At 42.1% G+C, this 15,411-nt stretch carries 14 protein-coding genes; 6 read left to right on the top strand and 8 right to left on the bottom strand.

Annotation, left to right across the window (positions count from 1 at the left end; genetic code table 11):
• Positions 1-2: 2 nt before the first annotated feature.
• Entirely contained in the window at positions 3-1,481 is a 1,479-nt protein-coding gene (gene betB / locus AABS66_RS03070) for a betaine-aldehyde dehydrogenase (RefSeq protein WP_272538661.1), read from the bottom strand.
• 21 nt (positions 1,482-1,502) lie between these two features.
• A complete protein-coding gene (gene betI / locus AABS66_RS03075; RefSeq protein WP_272680797.1) occupies positions 1,503-2,105 on the bottom strand; it encodes a transcriptional regulator BetI in 603 nt (200 codons plus the stop codon).
• Positions 2,106-2,314: 209 nt separating this feature from the next.
• Between betI and AABS66_RS03080 the strand changes: the two genes are divergently transcribed.
• Entirely contained in the window at positions 2,315-4,357 is a 2,043-nt protein-coding gene (locus AABS66_RS03080; RefSeq protein WP_206083896.1) for a choline transporter, read from the top strand.
• 60 nt (positions 4,358-4,417) lie between these two features.
• On the opposite strand, the gene AABS66_RS03085 is transcribed toward AABS66_RS03080, so the two are convergent.
• Positions 4,418-4,777, bottom strand: coding sequence for a hypothetical protein (locus AABS66_RS03085; protein WP_206083895.1), 360 nt, complete (start codon positions 4,775-4,777; stop codon positions 4,418-4,420).
• Positions 4,778-5,235: 458 nt separating this feature from the next.
• On the opposite strand from AABS66_RS03085, the gene AABS66_RS03090 reads away from it, so the two are divergent.
• Positions 5,236-6,156, top strand: a complete 921-nt coding sequence (locus AABS66_RS03090) for a chitinase (protein WP_206083894.1) — start codon at positions 5,236-5,238, stop codon at positions 6,154-6,156.
• Between the two features lie 20 nt (positions 6,157-6,176).
• On the opposite strand, the gene kdgR is transcribed toward AABS66_RS03090, so the two are convergent.
• Positions 6,177-6,956 (bottom strand): DNA-binding transcriptional regulator KdgR, encoded by a 780-nt coding sequence (kdgR, locus tag AABS66_RS03095; protein ID WP_206083893.1) that lies wholly within the window; start codon positions 6,954-6,956, stop codon positions 6,177-6,179.
• Positions 6,957-7,185: 229 nt separating this feature from the next.
• On the opposite strand from kdgR, the gene AABS66_RS03100 reads away from it, so the two are divergent.
• Positions 7,186-8,130 (top strand): sugar kinase, encoded by a 945-nt coding sequence (locus AABS66_RS03100; RefSeq protein ID WP_206083892.1) that lies wholly within the window; start codon positions 7,186-7,188, stop codon positions 8,128-8,130.
• A 12-nt stretch (positions 8,131-8,142) separates the two neighbouring features.
• Entirely contained in the window at positions 8,143-8,760 is a 618-nt protein-coding gene (locus tag AABS66_RS03105; RefSeq protein WP_272538665.1) for a bifunctional 4-hydroxy-2-oxoglutarate aldolase/2-dehydro-3-deoxy-phosphogluconate aldolase, read from the top strand.
• 135 nt (positions 8,761-8,895) lie between these two features.
• Here the strand turns inward: AABS66_RS03105 and AABS66_RS03110 are convergent, their stop codons facing one another.
• Both AABS66_RS03110 and cbpA read right to left on the bottom strand, forming a co-directional pair.
• Positions 8,896-9,192, bottom strand: a complete 297-nt coding sequence (locus tag AABS66_RS03110) for a chaperone modulator CbpM (protein WP_206083890.1) — start codon at positions 9,190-9,192, stop codon at positions 8,896-8,898.
• On the bottom strand, positions 9,192-10,133 hold the full coding sequence (cbpA, locus tag AABS66_RS03115) for a curved DNA-binding protein (protein WP_206084379.1): 942 nt from the start codon (positions 10,131-10,133) through the stop codon (positions 9,192-9,194). Before cbpA ends, AABS66_RS03110 begins: the two co-directional genes overlap by 1 nt.
• 313 nt (positions 10,134-10,446) lie before the next feature.
• Between cbpA and AABS66_RS03120 the strand changes: the two genes are divergently transcribed.
• Positions 10,447-10,893 (top strand): GNAT family N-acetyltransferase, encoded by a 447-nt coding sequence (locus tag AABS66_RS03120; RefSeq protein WP_206083889.1) that lies wholly within the window; start codon positions 10,447-10,449, stop codon positions 10,891-10,893.
• Between the two features lie 580 nt (positions 10,894-11,473).
• On the opposite strand, the gene AABS66_RS03125 is transcribed toward AABS66_RS03120, so the two are convergent.
• Positions 11,474-12,187 carry an RNA polymerase sigma factor FliA gene (locus AABS66_RS03125; protein ID WP_206083888.1) on the bottom strand — a complete coding sequence of 238 codons (714 nt, stop codon included), beginning with the start codon at positions 12,185-12,187 and terminating at the stop codon, positions 11,474-11,476.
• A gap of 658 nt (positions 12,188-12,845) precedes the next feature.
• Here AABS66_RS03125 and AABS66_RS03130 point away from each other — a divergent pair.
• The gene (locus AABS66_RS03130) at positions 12,846-13,976 is read left to right on the top strand and encodes an MFS transporter (protein ID WP_430224557.1); all 1,131 of its coding nucleotides are present in this window, start codon (positions 12,846-12,848) and stop codon (positions 13,974-13,976) included.
• A 184-nt stretch (positions 13,977-14,160) separates the two neighbouring features.
• Here the strand turns inward: AABS66_RS03130 and AABS66_RS03135 are convergent, their stop codons facing one another.
• A complete protein-coding gene (locus AABS66_RS03135) occupies positions 14,161-15,270 on the bottom strand; it encodes a FliC/FljB family flagellin (RefSeq protein ID WP_353168289.1) in 1,110 nt (369 codons plus the stop codon).
• Positions 15,271-15,411: the final 141 nt, after the last annotated feature.

Here is a 15,411-nt window from a genome sequence, read left to right on the forward strand (position 1 = left end):
GATTAGAAAACGGATGAAAACTCCCCAAGTTCAATTTGAATGGATTTGATTTGTGTGTAGTTTTGCAGCGTTATGATGCCATTTTCGCGACCAACACCTGAGTGCTTATAGCCCCCCACTGGCATTTCTGCTGGGGATTCCCCCCATGTATTGACCCAACAAATACCTGCTTCTAACTGATGGATAACACGATGAGCACGTGTTAAGTCCTGCGTGACAATGCCCGCGGCTAGCCCATAGACGGAATGATTTGCACGCGCAATAACTTCATCTTCAGTTTGGTAACTTAAAATACTCATCACTGGGCCAAAGATCTCTTCTTGTGTAATTTGCATTTCATCACGGCAATCCGTAAAGACAGTCGGTGCCACATAGGCGCCCTTAGCAAAATCCCCTTCAACAAGACGCTCACCGCCACACAATAACCGTGCCCCTTGTTGCTTACCTAATTCAATGTAACGTAATACATTTTCCATATGAGGAAAGCTAACTAATGGCCCAAAATTGGTTTCTTCTACAATCGGTGAACCAATCTTAATTCGTGCAACCCGCTCTACAATTTTCGCTTCAAATTGCGTTTTGAGGAATTCAGGGATAAACACGCGGGTTCCATTGGTGCAAACTTGACCTGAGCTGTAAAAGTTGGCCATCATGGCAATATCCGCTGCTTTATCTAAGTCTGCATCATCAAAGATAATTAACGGGGATTTGCCACCCAACTCCATGGTGACCTCTTTTAAGGAAGAGGCAGAAGCGTTGGCCATCACTTTTTTCCCTGTCGCTATCCCGCCCGTGAATGACACTTTTGCAATTTCTGGGTGTTCCGTGAGCCACTGCCCGACTTCCCCTCCCTTACCCGTTACCACGTTAAATACCCCCGCAGGGACACCCGCTTGCGTATAAATCTCAGCAAGTTTAAGCGCAGTTAACGACGTCACTTCACTGGGTTTAAAAATCATCGCATTGCCCGCCGCAAGTGCAGGGGCTGATTTCCACAACGCAATTTGAATCGGGTAATTCCACGCGCCAATCCCAGCGACGACCCCCAAAGGTTCACGGCGTGTATAGGCGAATGAACTTTCCCGCAATGGAATTTGTTGTCCTTCAAGAGCTGGAATAAGGCCTGCATAATATTCAAGGACATCAGCTCCCGTCACAATGTCCACATATCGAGTTTCAGAAAGTGGCTTTCCTGTATCAAGGGTTTCAAGGTAGGCGAGTTCATCATTGCGTTCTCGTAAAATATCGACCGCACGACGTAAAATTCGCGAACGTTCCATTGCCGTCATTGCCGCCCACACTTTTTGCCCTTGTTTGGCACTTTCCACTGCCCACTGAATATCTTCTTGGCTAGCCGATTGGAGATTGGCAATCACCTCACCATTGGCAGGGTTGATCGCGGGAAATTGGTCGCACTGTGGTTGCGAGCTATCAATATAACCACCATGAATGTATAGCTGATGTAGTGGTGGGTTCTTCATACTATCTCCTGTAAAATTATTTTAGGTTTGAGCTTCGTATACCTCGCCGAGTTTCATTTCGATATACTCATTCGTTATTGTTAACGCATCGGAAACAGGGAAGGTTTCGTTACTTAACGCACTACGCAACCACAGTCCATCAATAAGTGCCGCAAGGCCTTTAGCTGCCATTCGCGCCTCATTTTTTGCCAGCACGCGCCCAAATTCATAACTTAAATTTGAATATAAACGTCGGTCATTGACCTGCTGTAAACGATTTAAACTTGGCTGATGCATGCTACTTGCCCAAAACGCGAGCCACGTTTTCATTGCCGCCTCGCTCGTCTGTGTTGGGTCAAAGTTACCCTCCACAATGGCTTGAATACGCGATTTAGCGTCTGCACCCGTTAACATTCTCAAACGCATCGCAACGGCAAAGCCCAATTGATATTGAATATGTCGCATAGTCGCTTCGAGTAGACCGTTTTTATCACGAAAATAATGGCTAATAATTCCCGTGGAAACACCCGCTTTACGTGCAATTAATACAAAGCTGGCCTCTTGCATTCCAACCTCATTAATTACCGCTAACGTTGCCTGAATTAATTGCTGTTTACGTATCGATTGAATACCTATTTTCGGCATGAGCTCTTAACCTAAAAACACATTGTCTCCATTTATTAAACGTTTTTTTAATTGAATGTTCAATCAATATTAACTACCATTTGTCACAATTAATTCACAATTTCACGGAGGGGAATAGGATAAAATAGGGTTAACTTGCTTAAATTTCAATTAATTAGCAAGAATAATAATTTTTCACCTGTTAAATAAATAAAAATGTGGAACTGCCGATGACAACTCTCAATAGTTCGAAAAATCAGCAGAAAGACAAATTAAATTCTGTGGTTTTTTTCACTTCCGCGGGTCTAATACTCGCGTTTTCTTTTTTCACCATCTTAATGACCGAAACAGCAAACCAATGGATCGTCGCTACCCTTGGTTGGGTATCAAAAACCTTTGGTTGGTATTACCTGTTAGCTGCAACGTTATACATAGTGTTCGTCATTTTTGTCGCAACATCTCGTTTCGGAAATATCAAACTTGGGCCAGAACAATCCAAACCTGAATTTAGCATGCTAAGTTGGTCAGCCATGTTATTTGCTGCAGGGATAGGGATTGATTTAATGTTTTTCTCCGTGGCAGAGCCTGTCACACAATATATGCTACCGCCAACAGGCGAAGGCCAAACATTAGAAGCAGCTCGTCAGTCGATGGTGTGGACACTGTTCCACTATGGCCTAACGGGCTGGTCAATGTATGCTTTAATGGGAATTGCATTAGGCTACTTTAGTTACCGCTATAATTTACCCCTAACGATCCGTTCCGCTCTTTATCCAATATTTGGCAAACGTATTGATGGCCCAATCGGCCATACTGTCGATATCGCCGCCGTTTTGGGGACTATTTTCGGAATTGCCACCACCCTGGGGATCGGCGTCGTCCAGCTAAATTATGGCTTAAAAGTCCTATTTGATTTACCACAAGGGTTAACCGTACAAAGTGGCTTAATTTTCCTTTCCGTTGTGATGGCCGTGATATCCGCCACATCAGGGGTCAATAAAGGCATACGGGTATTGTCCGAACTTAATGTCCTACTCGCTTTAGGGCTGATTTTATTTATATTATTTGTTGGTGATACCGAATTCTTACTCAATGCACTCGTGTTAAATGTCGGAGACTACGTTAACCGCTTTATGGGGATGACACTCAACAGCTTCGCATTTGACCGCCCAACGGATTGGATGAATAGCTGGACCCTGTTTTTCTGGGCATGGTGGGTAGCATGGTCTCCATTTGTCGGGTTATTCCTCGCGCGTATTTCACGGGGGCGAACAATCCGCCAGTTTGTGATTGGCACCTTAATTATTCCGTTTGTTTTCACTCTATTATGGCTATCCATTTTTGGTAATAGTGCTTTGTATGAAATTATTCACGGAAATAGCGAACTCGCAAAAACGGTCTTGGAAGCCCCTGAAAAAGGGTTCTATTCCCTCCTTGAACTTTATCCTGGATTTGGCCTAACCGCTTCACTTGCCACGATCACTGGGTTGCTTTTCTACGTCACCTCCGCAGATTCTGGCTCACTGGTACTGGGGAATTTCACGTCAAAACTCAGTGACATCAATAATGATGCCCCTAATTGGTTACGTATTTTTTGGTCAGTCGCCATTGGCTTACTCACATTAGGTATGCTGATGACCGATGGTGTTGCTGCGTTACAAAACACCACCGTCATTATGGGGCTCCCCTTTAGCTTTGTGATTTTCTTTATTATGGCAGGCTTGTATAAATCATTAAAAGTGGAGGATTTTAGACGAGTCAGTTCCTTAAATACCAATGCGCCCGCGCCACTGTATGGCAACGGCACATTAAACTGGAAGCAGCGTTTAGGCCGTGTCATGAACTTCCCAGGAACCTCTTATACGCAAAGAATGTTGGACTTAGTATGCATCCCTGCGATGCAAGACGTGGCGAAAGAGCTGAGTTTAAGGGGAGCGAAGGTCGAATTTAGCATTCTTCCCCCCATTTCCGATGAACGGTTAGACCATCTAGAGCTCACTGTTGACTTGGGTGAAGAGCAAAGCTTTATTTACCAAGTGTGGCCACAACGTTATTCCGTTCCTGGTTTTACCTATCGTGCCCGTTCAGGGAAATCCCATTATTTCCGTTTAGAAACCTTTTTATGGGAAGGTTCGCAAGGAAACGATTTAATGGATTACACTAAAGAGCAGGTTATTAGTGATATTCTCGATCAATATGAAAAACATATGAATTTCATTCATTTGAGTCGAGAATCTCCCGGGGCAACTCTCACATTTCCTGAATCTGTATAACCCCAAATAAACAAGGGAGCTTATTGCTCCCTCATAATTTAATAATTAATGGTTCAACAATTAATTATACCGACCCGCTTGTTCCAACATCTTTTTCATTTGCTGGCGATCGTTCATCCATGGCGTTGCACTCGGGCATCCAGCTCCCGTTGGGTTAACATCACAAACATTGAAATGCCTAAACAAGGCATTTTCGTCGGCGTCACGCTGCTCAAGTAAAGCTTGATAACTTTGTTCTTCTGGCGAAAGTTTCTTTTTGGGATCAAAGACAAACTTCTGTTCTGCCTGTAATTTTTTAACCCCTTGGTAGTCTTTATCAAACTGGCGATCAACGGGTGATTTCTCTTTAAAGGTAAAGTCGCTGGCAAAGCCGCAAGAAGTGAAACTAAGAAAGATAATAAAAATAGCCTTTTTAAACATAAAGATACCCTACTGTTTCGATAAGTTTACATTATACGCACAACAGTAGTACCGTATAAAAAATAATTAAATACTAATTTATAATAATATTATTATTCAAATAGATAATTCACATTAGCTATAAAATCAATTGATTGATATAAATTTTATTAAGAATATAGAATTTACGCAGCATTAATCTTCAATCACTTATTAAAGTCTGTTATTACAATCTATTAGGTCCCTGCAATTTTTTAATCTTGCTAGAAATCGTCCGAGCCGAAAATAGGCGGTAAGTAAAAACAGACCGATGAGCTGATTCTGCTGTCTGAGACTGTAACCTAGTAGATTACTAACAATTTTTAATCTTGTTCCATTCGCTATTTTTTATAAAAGTAACCTTACCCTCTCAATTGACTGATTAACTTATTGAGGGCGAAATTTCACTTTATATCACTTAACCTGCGAAAGGATAGACAATGAATAAAACGTATTTTGGTCCGTATATCGATGTCAGCGTAGATGCAACTTGGAACGATTGGCAAAACTACCCGAATGGCAGGCCTAATGCGAAATACAGCCAAGCGGCTATCAAATATGGCGTTGATATTCTTTATCTTGGTTTTTTAACCGCAACTCGTGATAAACAAGCAGCATGGTCAGCCCAACCTACGATGCCAATTAGCTGGGCAAAACCGTTAACGGATGAACTTATTACAGCTGGCGTCAACGTTGCCGTTTCATTTGGGGGAGCAGCAAACCAAGATGTTTCCCTCGTACAACCACTGGAACAACTCATTGAAACCTACCAAGAGGTGATAGATGTACTTGGCGCATCACATATCGATTTAGACTTTGAGAACGGCCTCTATGATGCAGACAAGGCGTTTGCTGCGTTAAAAGTGATTATCGAAAATAACCCTGAGATCACCCTAAGCCTAACCTTACCCACCCTGCCTACAGGACTCACAGGGACAGGGCTAGATTTAGTCAAAAAATCAGTGGATGCTGGTTTAGTCATGAAAGTGAATGGCATGGCAATGGACTACTATGACCCGAATATCAGCAGCCTTGGCGATGCTGCCATCAAAGCGGCCATCAGTATTAAAAACCAATTAAAACCGTTCTACCCAACCGTTGGTGATAAAGAAATGTATGATTATGTTCAAATCACACCGATGATTGGTTTAAACGATGACCTGACTATGTTTAGTTTCCATGATGCGGATATCTTAAGCGAGTTTGCTAAGAAAATAGGGTTAAACCTTGTTTCGATGTGGAGCCTAACTCGCGATTTCCCGGGAAATAAACCTTACCCTGAAGCCACAAGTTCAGGTAATCCAGAGCAGACTCATGAATTTGAATACACTGCGTTATTTACCCAAAAACTGAATTCATAAATAACCCGATATCATCAATATCATGGATAATGGTGATATCCCATTTTTTCTGAAATACGGCGACCTGACGCTTTTAGCAATTGTACATAGTGGTCAAGTTGCTGCTCATCAAAACGAATGGTTGGGAACGAAATCGATAATCCCGCCACCACATGCCCTAAGCGGTCATAAACAGGCACCGCAACACAACGCAAACCGAGTTCTTGCTCTTCTCTATCCTGCGCATAATGGCACTCCCGCACTGCAGCTAATTCCACCAGCAAACTTTCGATGCTTAAAATGGTTGTATCCGTTTTTTGGGTAAACGTCTCATCTTTTAAAGCTAAACGAATGGCTTCTTCATCTTGCCAAGCCAGTAAAATTTTGCCAATTGCTGTGCAATACAGTGGGTTACGGCGGCCTACCCGCGAATACATGCGCAAGTTATAACTGGAATCAATTTTATGAATGTAAATAATGGCATCTTCATCCAATGCCCCTAAATGCACGGCTTCATGGGTTATTTGCCCAATATGGCGCATTTCTTTATCCGCGATTTCAATTAAGTCCACATATTCAAGGGACTTTGCGCCTAATTCAAAGAGCTTTAATGTCAGTGAGTACTTATCTGCCTCACCTTCTTGTTCCACATAGCCCAATTGTTTCATGGTTTGCAAAAAACGAAAGGTGGTGGCCTTTGACATTAATAAACGCTGGGATAGCTCAGAAACACCAATCTCTTTTTGCTCCCCTAACGCACTGAGAATACTAAATACTTTCACCACTGCAGATACGGCATCAGTCTGAGTCGTCTTATCCATGTTATTTTCTTCATCCTATTAGATTGGCCGCGATAATTAATATCATAAAGCCAATTAAAACCACGCGATACGCCATAGCATAATTGTCGAACCTCATAAAAACAAGAACAGCGATTCATTATTTTTAAAACGGCGTTTCATTTTCATTGAGTTTCTGTACCAAATGCGTTTTAATAGCCTCATCAGGTCAGTAATCGATAACACAGTCGTAATCGCGCAGGTGATAAAAATGAGTACACATCCGCAAGTTGCCGTCATTGGCGAGTGCATGGTTGAATTGCAAAAGTCGGGGGAGCTGTATAAGCAAGCCTTCGGTGGGGACACGCTAAACACTGCGCTGTATTTGTCTCGCTTAACTCAAAAACAGGGTGTGACAACACGCTATATCACTGGTTTAGGAAAAGACCCATTCAGCCAACAAATGCTGGATAGCTGGCAGCAAGAAGGTATTAATACTGAAGCTGTCTCAATTTCACAAAAGCATTTACCAGGGATGTACCTAATTGAAACCTCCGCTGATGGCGAACGCCGTTTCTTTTATTGGCGCGATAACGCAGCCGCCAAATTTTGGTTGGATGAAAACAGCAAAGCACACACACAGCAACTTCTTAATTCACAACAATTTATTTATTTAAGTGGCATCAGCTTAGCGATTTTACCTGACTCAGCTCGCCAACTTTTAATGGAAATACTGCAACAAGCTAAACAGCACGGTGCGAAAATTGTGTTTGATAATAACTATCGCCCTGCTCTTTGGCCATCAAAAGAAGCCGCACAACAGGCTTACCAACAAATATTAAAATTAACCGATATCGCGTTTCTGACCTTTGATGACGAGCAACTTCTGTATGGGGATTGCCACGAAATCGAAGCCATTTCGCGTACGCAACTGTATGGGGTGAATGAGATTGTGATCAAACGTGGTGCGGAGGCCTGCTACGTGATCATTGATAATGAGCGCTATGAAGTGCCAGCAAATAAAGTCAGTCACGTTATTGATACCACCGCCGCAGGGGATTCGTTCAGTGCAGGTTATCTTGCCTGCCGCATTTTGGGCGGCACACCGTGCGACGCGGCAAAAACTGGCCACTTACTGGCAGGAACTGTTATCCAACACCGGGGAGCAATTATTCCTGCCGAGGCCATGCCAACCACCGATTTAGGAAAATGTTAAGGGGCTTTAGCCATGAATCAACTGATTGAAAGAATTAAAAAACTGAACGTTGTTCCCGTGATCACCATTAATCATGCAGAACATGGCGCACCACTTGCTAAAGCCTTGGTGGAAAACGGCCTGCCGTGTGCGGAAGTGACTTTTCGTACCCCTGCCGCCGTGCAAGCCATTAAAAATATGCGTGCCGCCTACCCTGAATTGCTGATTGCTGCTGGCACCGTGTTAACCACTGAACAAGTTGACCAAGCTATTGATGCAGGCGTGGACTTCATTGTTAGCCCAGGTTTTAACCCCAAAATCGTCGCTTATTGCCAACAAAAGAAAGTGATTATTATTCCTGGAGTGAATAACCCAAGCCTCGTCGAACAGGCCCTTGAGTTTAACCTGACCACCTTAAAATTCTTCCCCGCGGAAGCCTCTGGCGGCGTTGCTATGCTAAAAGCCCTGAGCGCTGTTTATCCAGTGAAATTTATGCCAACGGGCGGTATCGGTGTAAAAAACATTAAGGAATACACCGCGTTACCATCGGTGTTAGTCTGCGGTGGCTCGTGGATGGTGCCAAATGACTTAATTGACAAAGAAGACTGGCAAGCGCTCGGTAAATTAATTGCCCAAGCGGCAGCCATTTAATTAACAATAAAAAAATCTCGTTGTCGTCATTATGCCCTTATTCCCATGATAAGGGCTTTTTTATGAGAAATTAGCCTGCATTTTTTGCTCAATACTCACTAATCCCAACAGCTGTGACTTGATTAATTATTGGTATTATTCATCAATAAAACGTTTGAGCTGTAACCGCAGCATCTCATTTTCACGCCGCAGTCTATCATTTTGATCCATCAAGCTCATGGCCATTGCAATCCCTGGCCAATCAATCTCTAGCTCATGGTAAAGACGCACCGCCCTTCTCACAATAATCACGGCTTGGTCGTCAAATAACCATTCATGAGTTGTTTCAATCGGTTGGATTATCCCCAGCCCGACAATTTCCTGTAATTCATCTTCAGCGATACCTGTATGAATACAGAAATCAATAACGGTTAGTGTTGTTAACTGTTCCATTATTTTCCTCCCCAATTCTTACGCGGGTCAAAACTCTGTTGTGCCTCCGCCAACTTCTGCCACAGTGCGTTGGATTGTGCATCACTGCTCTCTGGCATCACCACTTTTATAATCACGTATAAATCACCGGCATGCCCCTTGTGTACCAGTCCTTTTCCTTTAATCCGTAATTTTTGCCCCACTTGGCTATTTGCAGGAACCGTAATAACGATAGGGTCTTTGAGCGTCGGAATAGTGATTTTGGTGCCTAGCGCAGCTTCCCAAGGTGCTAAAGGCGCCACGATTTCCAAATCATGCCCTTTAATATCGAATAATGGGTGTGGTGCAATGCGGATGGTAATCCATAAATCACCGTTTTCACCGCCATTTTCCCCTGCGGTACCTTGCCCTTTTAAGCGAATGCGTTGCCCATCGATAACCCCCGCAGGGATTGTCACATTTAATGTTTTGGGGATTTCATTATCGATAAAGCCATAGGCATTATAAACTGGTAAATTGTAGCTTATGGTGCGTTTGTGTGATTCTTGGCTCTCTTCGAGGAAAATAGCCAATTCAACTTCGAGGTCTTGACCGCGGTGGCTACGTGGCTGCCTTGTACTACCACTGCGTGCACGTTGAGAAAACATCGATGAGAAAATATCATCGAAATTCCCTGAATCAAAACCTTGCTGGGAGTATGAATGACTTTGCTGGCCTTGAGCCCCTTGGTTAAAATAAGGGTCATTTCGGTGTTCCCACATCTCATCGTATTCTGCACGCTTTTCTTTATCACTTAGTACTGCCCACGCTTCGGCGATTTCTTTAAAACGCGCTTCCGCATCGGGCTCTTTGCTAACATCAGGGTGATATTTGCGCGCTAAGCGGCGATATGCGGTTTTTATGGTCTTCAAATCATCAGTGCGATTTACACCCATGATGCTGTAATAATCCTTTAGTTCCATAGTCATATCTCGTTCATTTATTTGTTGAATAGAATTCTTATGGTGCTTTACCTTGCCGCGTATATTTTGAAAATATAATGGCAGCATTGAATTTAACTTAAGATATTTAAGCAATAATTGGAATAGCCGAATGAGGCTAAAAATTAAATATATTAATTAATCAGCCCATTCAATAGATAACGATATTGTTGATTTCACGCGAACTACCATTCCATAAACACAGAAATTATTGATAAATCCCCCTAAAAACAGGAAATTTTCACCATTTCAGGCTAAACCTATAAAAGAGCTAATTGATTGCAAAGGAAACCCTATGGATGCTATTACCAGCCGCCTGAGCTATAAAATGAATTTCGCCATATCAGTTGAAGATTTTATTCGGTTAATTCTTCAGTCACCGTTTAGAGAAACGGTTTCAACCGATAATCTAACTCAATTAGATGCAATGCTGAATAACGCGGATTTATTGATTAGTGCATGGGACGATGAGCAAGTGGTGGGGTTTGTCCGCGCAGTCACGGATTTTAGTTCTTGCTGTTATATCTGCGAACTTGCCATTGACGCACATTATCAAAAACACGGCATCGACCGTCAATTAATGCGCATTGCCGCCGAAGAACTTCCCCCCGACTGCCAAATTTTATTTTTCTCCACCGACAGCAATCTCACCGAATATCTGAAATTGGGCTTCACCCAATCACCAAGAGCTTGGCACACCACCGCGGAGACCTATTTAGCCAAATCCGCCGATAGGGATTGAGGCACTCACTCACAATAAATTCAAGAAAATACTTTTTAATTCAACAATGATGCCCTAACCAATTCACACATAATAAACTCAAAAAATTCTTTCAACTCCGTTGCGATGCTCTAAATAATTCGGATTGTGGGTAGAAGACTAGAAAAGATACTTCGAGAAAGGCACTCATGTTTAGAAATCAGCGAGGGAAACCATTTCAATCTTATTATTCCCCTGCTCCAGATGCTCTAAATAATTCGGATTGTGGGTAGAGGACTAGAAAAGATACTTCGAGAAAGGCACACATGTTTAGAAATCGGCGAGGGAAACCATTTCAATCTGATTATTCCCTCGATGCAAATGCTCTAAATAATTCGGATTGTGGGTAGAGGACTAGAAAAGATACTTCGAGAAAGGCACACATGTTTAGAAATCGGCGAGGGAAACCATTTCAATCTTATTATTCCCTCGATGCAAATGCTCTAAATAATTCGTGCTACAGCTAGGCGGCGAGTGAGTTTAGCCCTAGGAGCATACATAAGTATGTGACTAGGGTGAACTCATGAAGCCAACAACGCTGTGGTGCGAAGTATGACGAGCATCATCGCAACTTACCGCGCAAGCGCTTAATAGCCTGACTATGAAGCTGACTCACCCTCGACTCCCCCACCTCCAGCACCGCACCAATCTCCTTCAGGTTCAGCTCCTCTTGGTAGTACAACGTCAGCACCATTTTTTCACGCTCTGGTAGCTGGTCTATCGCCGCCATCACTTGCGACTTTAAGCTCGACTCCATCAGCAAGCTTAGCGGGTTACCACCGTCGCTCTCATCCATTTGCGGCTCACAGCTTTCCCCGTGAACTTCATGCCACTCATCGTAGGAAAATAGCTGGCTGTTATTGGTATCTAGCAGTGCTTGGCGATACTCTGCAAGGTCAATATCCAGCGCTTTAGCGATTTCTGGCTCCGTCGCGCTGCGCCCCAGTGATTGTTCCAGCGCGCCAATGGCCTTGGTCATTTCCCTTGCTTGGCGGCGCACGCTGCGCGGTACCCAGTCACGGCTGCGCAGTTCATCAAGCATTGAGCCACGAATACGCTGCACCGCATAGGTGGCGAACGATGCCCCTTGGGTAACATCGAAACGTTCCAATGCATGCAATAAACCAATGCCCCCCGCTTGAATTAGGTCGTCGATATCAACACTGGCGGGTAGTCTAACTTGCAGTTTCAGGGCTTCATGGCGTATTAGAGGGTAATAACGCTCCCATAGGCTATTTTTATTAATCACACCTTCGGCAGTATACAAATCACTCACAACCTGAATCACCCTTCAAGCTTTATAAAAGGTACCCATTATCTGTGTTGGTTTTGATTTCAATCCGTAGAGTAAGGCACTAAATGTGGCTTTATTTCCCTTATCCTAAATAGGCAAAATTTGAATATTCACGAGGTTAATGGTTGTTTTAACACAACTTTCAAGAGATTTGATGGGTAATACAAGTGGGAGTGGTTATTTTGTTAAAAGGTAGCTTTTTCATTAAATTGCAGGTTTTGGCTTTAGACTTTGCTATTAGCTGTAAGCTGGGTTAACCCCTTTAAAACAAATGAAGCTATTGGTAAACAACAAGCGCGCTTGGCGCTATGCATCATAACCAAGGTAAACATAGCATTTGCTATGGGAAGTAATGACAATGAAAATAATCGGACTAATAGATTATATAAAAAATATAATTCTTAAATCTATTTAATTAAACATTGAAATTATTCAGGCTAACAAGGTAAAAAATTACTATTTGACAGATTTAATTTACATAATGTATTTTTACATTCACCAATGCAACGGCAGATGAGTTTAATTAAAAAATCAAGTATGACCTTTATGAAATAATTAACTTTAAATTTTAACTTAAACTGTTAAGAATAAAAATGGCATACAAAATATATTTCTTTTATTTTTTCTTTCTTTTCCCAATGTGGATATCCAAAACATTGCAGCCCATCTATTGGGAACAGCAGGCGCAATTGAAGTTATTTTCAATTTCATACGTAATGATGGCGGTTGCGGGGCGTGCTCACTATTTTATGCCAAAGGGCTATCCCGATTTGGTACTAAGACTGGTTTAATTGTGGGCTTTTTCCTGTATGGGTGTGGCTTTGTTCTTAGAGCCTATCCCACAGGGATGGCTATCGCCGTGACTTCAGGTTTGATGGCAGGGATGGGTGCGAGTATTATCGCTATTGCGCTAAAATCACTAATTTTTAATATTGATAAACAGGAACAAAATAAAGTCCTGCTACACACCGATAATTTAAGCACAGTTGCACAAAGCCTTGGGGCTTTTATTGCAGGAGGGCTAGTGACGATTTTATCAATTATCGATCAAACTCCATATCGTTCCGCCTTATTGATTAGCGGGGTCATGGTATTAATCGCCATAGTAGCCATTCCTTCATTAAAAATACCAAAAACTGAGAAACCATTAGTGAAAAAAGGTTCCCCAAAAGGCATTTCATTTTTTCCTTTTCTCAGTAAAGCAGATTTAATTTTATTTATTGCATTTATTATCAGTGGCGCCAGTTGGGCACTGATCTTTCCCATTATTCCTGTGTATTTAAAAAACATGCATTTTTCAGATGCGAATGTTGGCCTTGTGATGTCATTAGGCGTTATTTCTGGGTTAGTACTCAAGAACCTTTTTATGTTTATTTTTTCTGACAAAGATAAACCTATCTCATTACTCGTTTTTTCTGGTTTATGCATGCTGATGCTCTATGGCATGTTTTGGTCGATAAAATTTAGCTCCCCGATTGTTTTCGCCATCTCGGTTATTGCCATGTATATGTTTAGAACCGTTTGCTCACTATTAATTAATTTGGTTGAGATGGAGATTGCCCGCAAAGGGAATGCCGAACATATTTTTGGTTTAATACAAACCGCATTTTTAACAGGGGATATATTTGGCGGAATCGCCCTACCCTATGTTTATGAGTCTGGTTTTCTGGTTAACACCCCTCTCGTTATTATTATTTTTATTCTGTTATCAAATATATTAATTTACGCCTGTGCCAAAATTAACACTAAAACGTATGCGGAGTTTAACTGAAATACTACAGCGAGCCCTAAATAACTCGTGTTGCGGCTAGGCGACGAAGGCGGTTATCCCGATGAGCGTACATAAGTACGTGATTCGGGTGACTGACTGACGGCAACACCCTTGTAGTGCAAAATATGACAGGCAAAGAAAAGGCCAGCAATGCTGGCCTTCAGTATCATTAACCAATTACGAATTAACGTAACAGGCTCAGAACACCTTGTGGAACTTGGTTAGCTTGCGCCAACACAGCAGTACCTGCTTGTTGCAGAATCTGGCCACGGCTCATGTTAGAAACTTCAGTTGCGAAGTCAGCATCTTGAATACGGCTACGTGCTGCGCTCAGGTTGTTAACAGAGTTGTTCAGGTTGTTGATGGTAGATTGGAAACGGTTTTGGATCGCACCCAATTTAGAACGGCTTTCATCAACTTTGTTGATAGCATCATCTAAAGTTTTCAGCGCATCGCCTTTAACGTCTAAAGTTTTTACATCTTTACCTGCATCAGCTGTAAATTCATTAGCAGTAACCGCTGCACTAGCTTTTAAATTAACTTGAGTTGCTGTTGTACCATCAGCTTCAAAATCAGAGCCAGAAACTAAATAGTCTTTACCACCTTCAGTAGCAACATATTTATCTGCAACAACTTTACCATCGACTTCATAAGCTTTTACAGTTAGTCCACCTTTATACGTTGTACCACCTGCGACACCTACTTTATCAGCAGTAACTGCAGCACCCGCAGCAGTAACACCTTTCTTAGCGGTAGTTTCAGTAAACAATTTATCGCTTGCAACACCTAACTCAGTAGTATCAACTTTATCTAAATTAAATTTGATAACTTCGTTATCATTAGTACCCACTTGGATACTCATTTCAGCTTTTTCACCGCTAAGAACTTTAACGCCGTTAAACTGGGTTTCTTTAGAAATACGGTCAATTTCAGCTAAACGCTCTGTAACTTCATTTTGGATTGAAGTTAAGTCAGAGTTAGAGTTAGTACCGTTTTTCGCTTGAACTGTTAATTCACGAATACGTTGTAAGTTATCATTGATTTCGTTCAATGCACCTTCAGTGGTTTGCGCAATAGAAATACCGTCATTCGCATTACGAGAAGCTTGGGTTAAACCTTTAACGTTTGCAGTAAAACGGTTAGCAATCGCTTGACCTGCCGCATCATCTTTTGCGCTGTTGATACGTGAACCAGAAGATAAACGTTCAATTGCAGAACCTAATACGCCTTGTGAACGGTTTAAATTGTTCTGAGTAGTCAGAGACAGAATGTTAGTGTTAATAACTTGTGCCATGGTAATGTCCTTGTTATTCAAATTAATAAGCTAAGCCTATGTGCTTAACTGAGTGATTTTCGTCAGCAATATGTTTATCGGCTGTAACCAAAACCCCTTTAGGCTTTTTGCATAAAAATTTCATCAATGACGGCAAAACCT

Source organism: Providencia sp. SP181, from assembly GCF_050446505.1.
GTDB classification, from domain to species: Bacteria; Pseudomonadota; Gammaproteobacteria; order Enterobacterales; family Enterobacteriaceae; genus Providencia; species Providencia vermicola.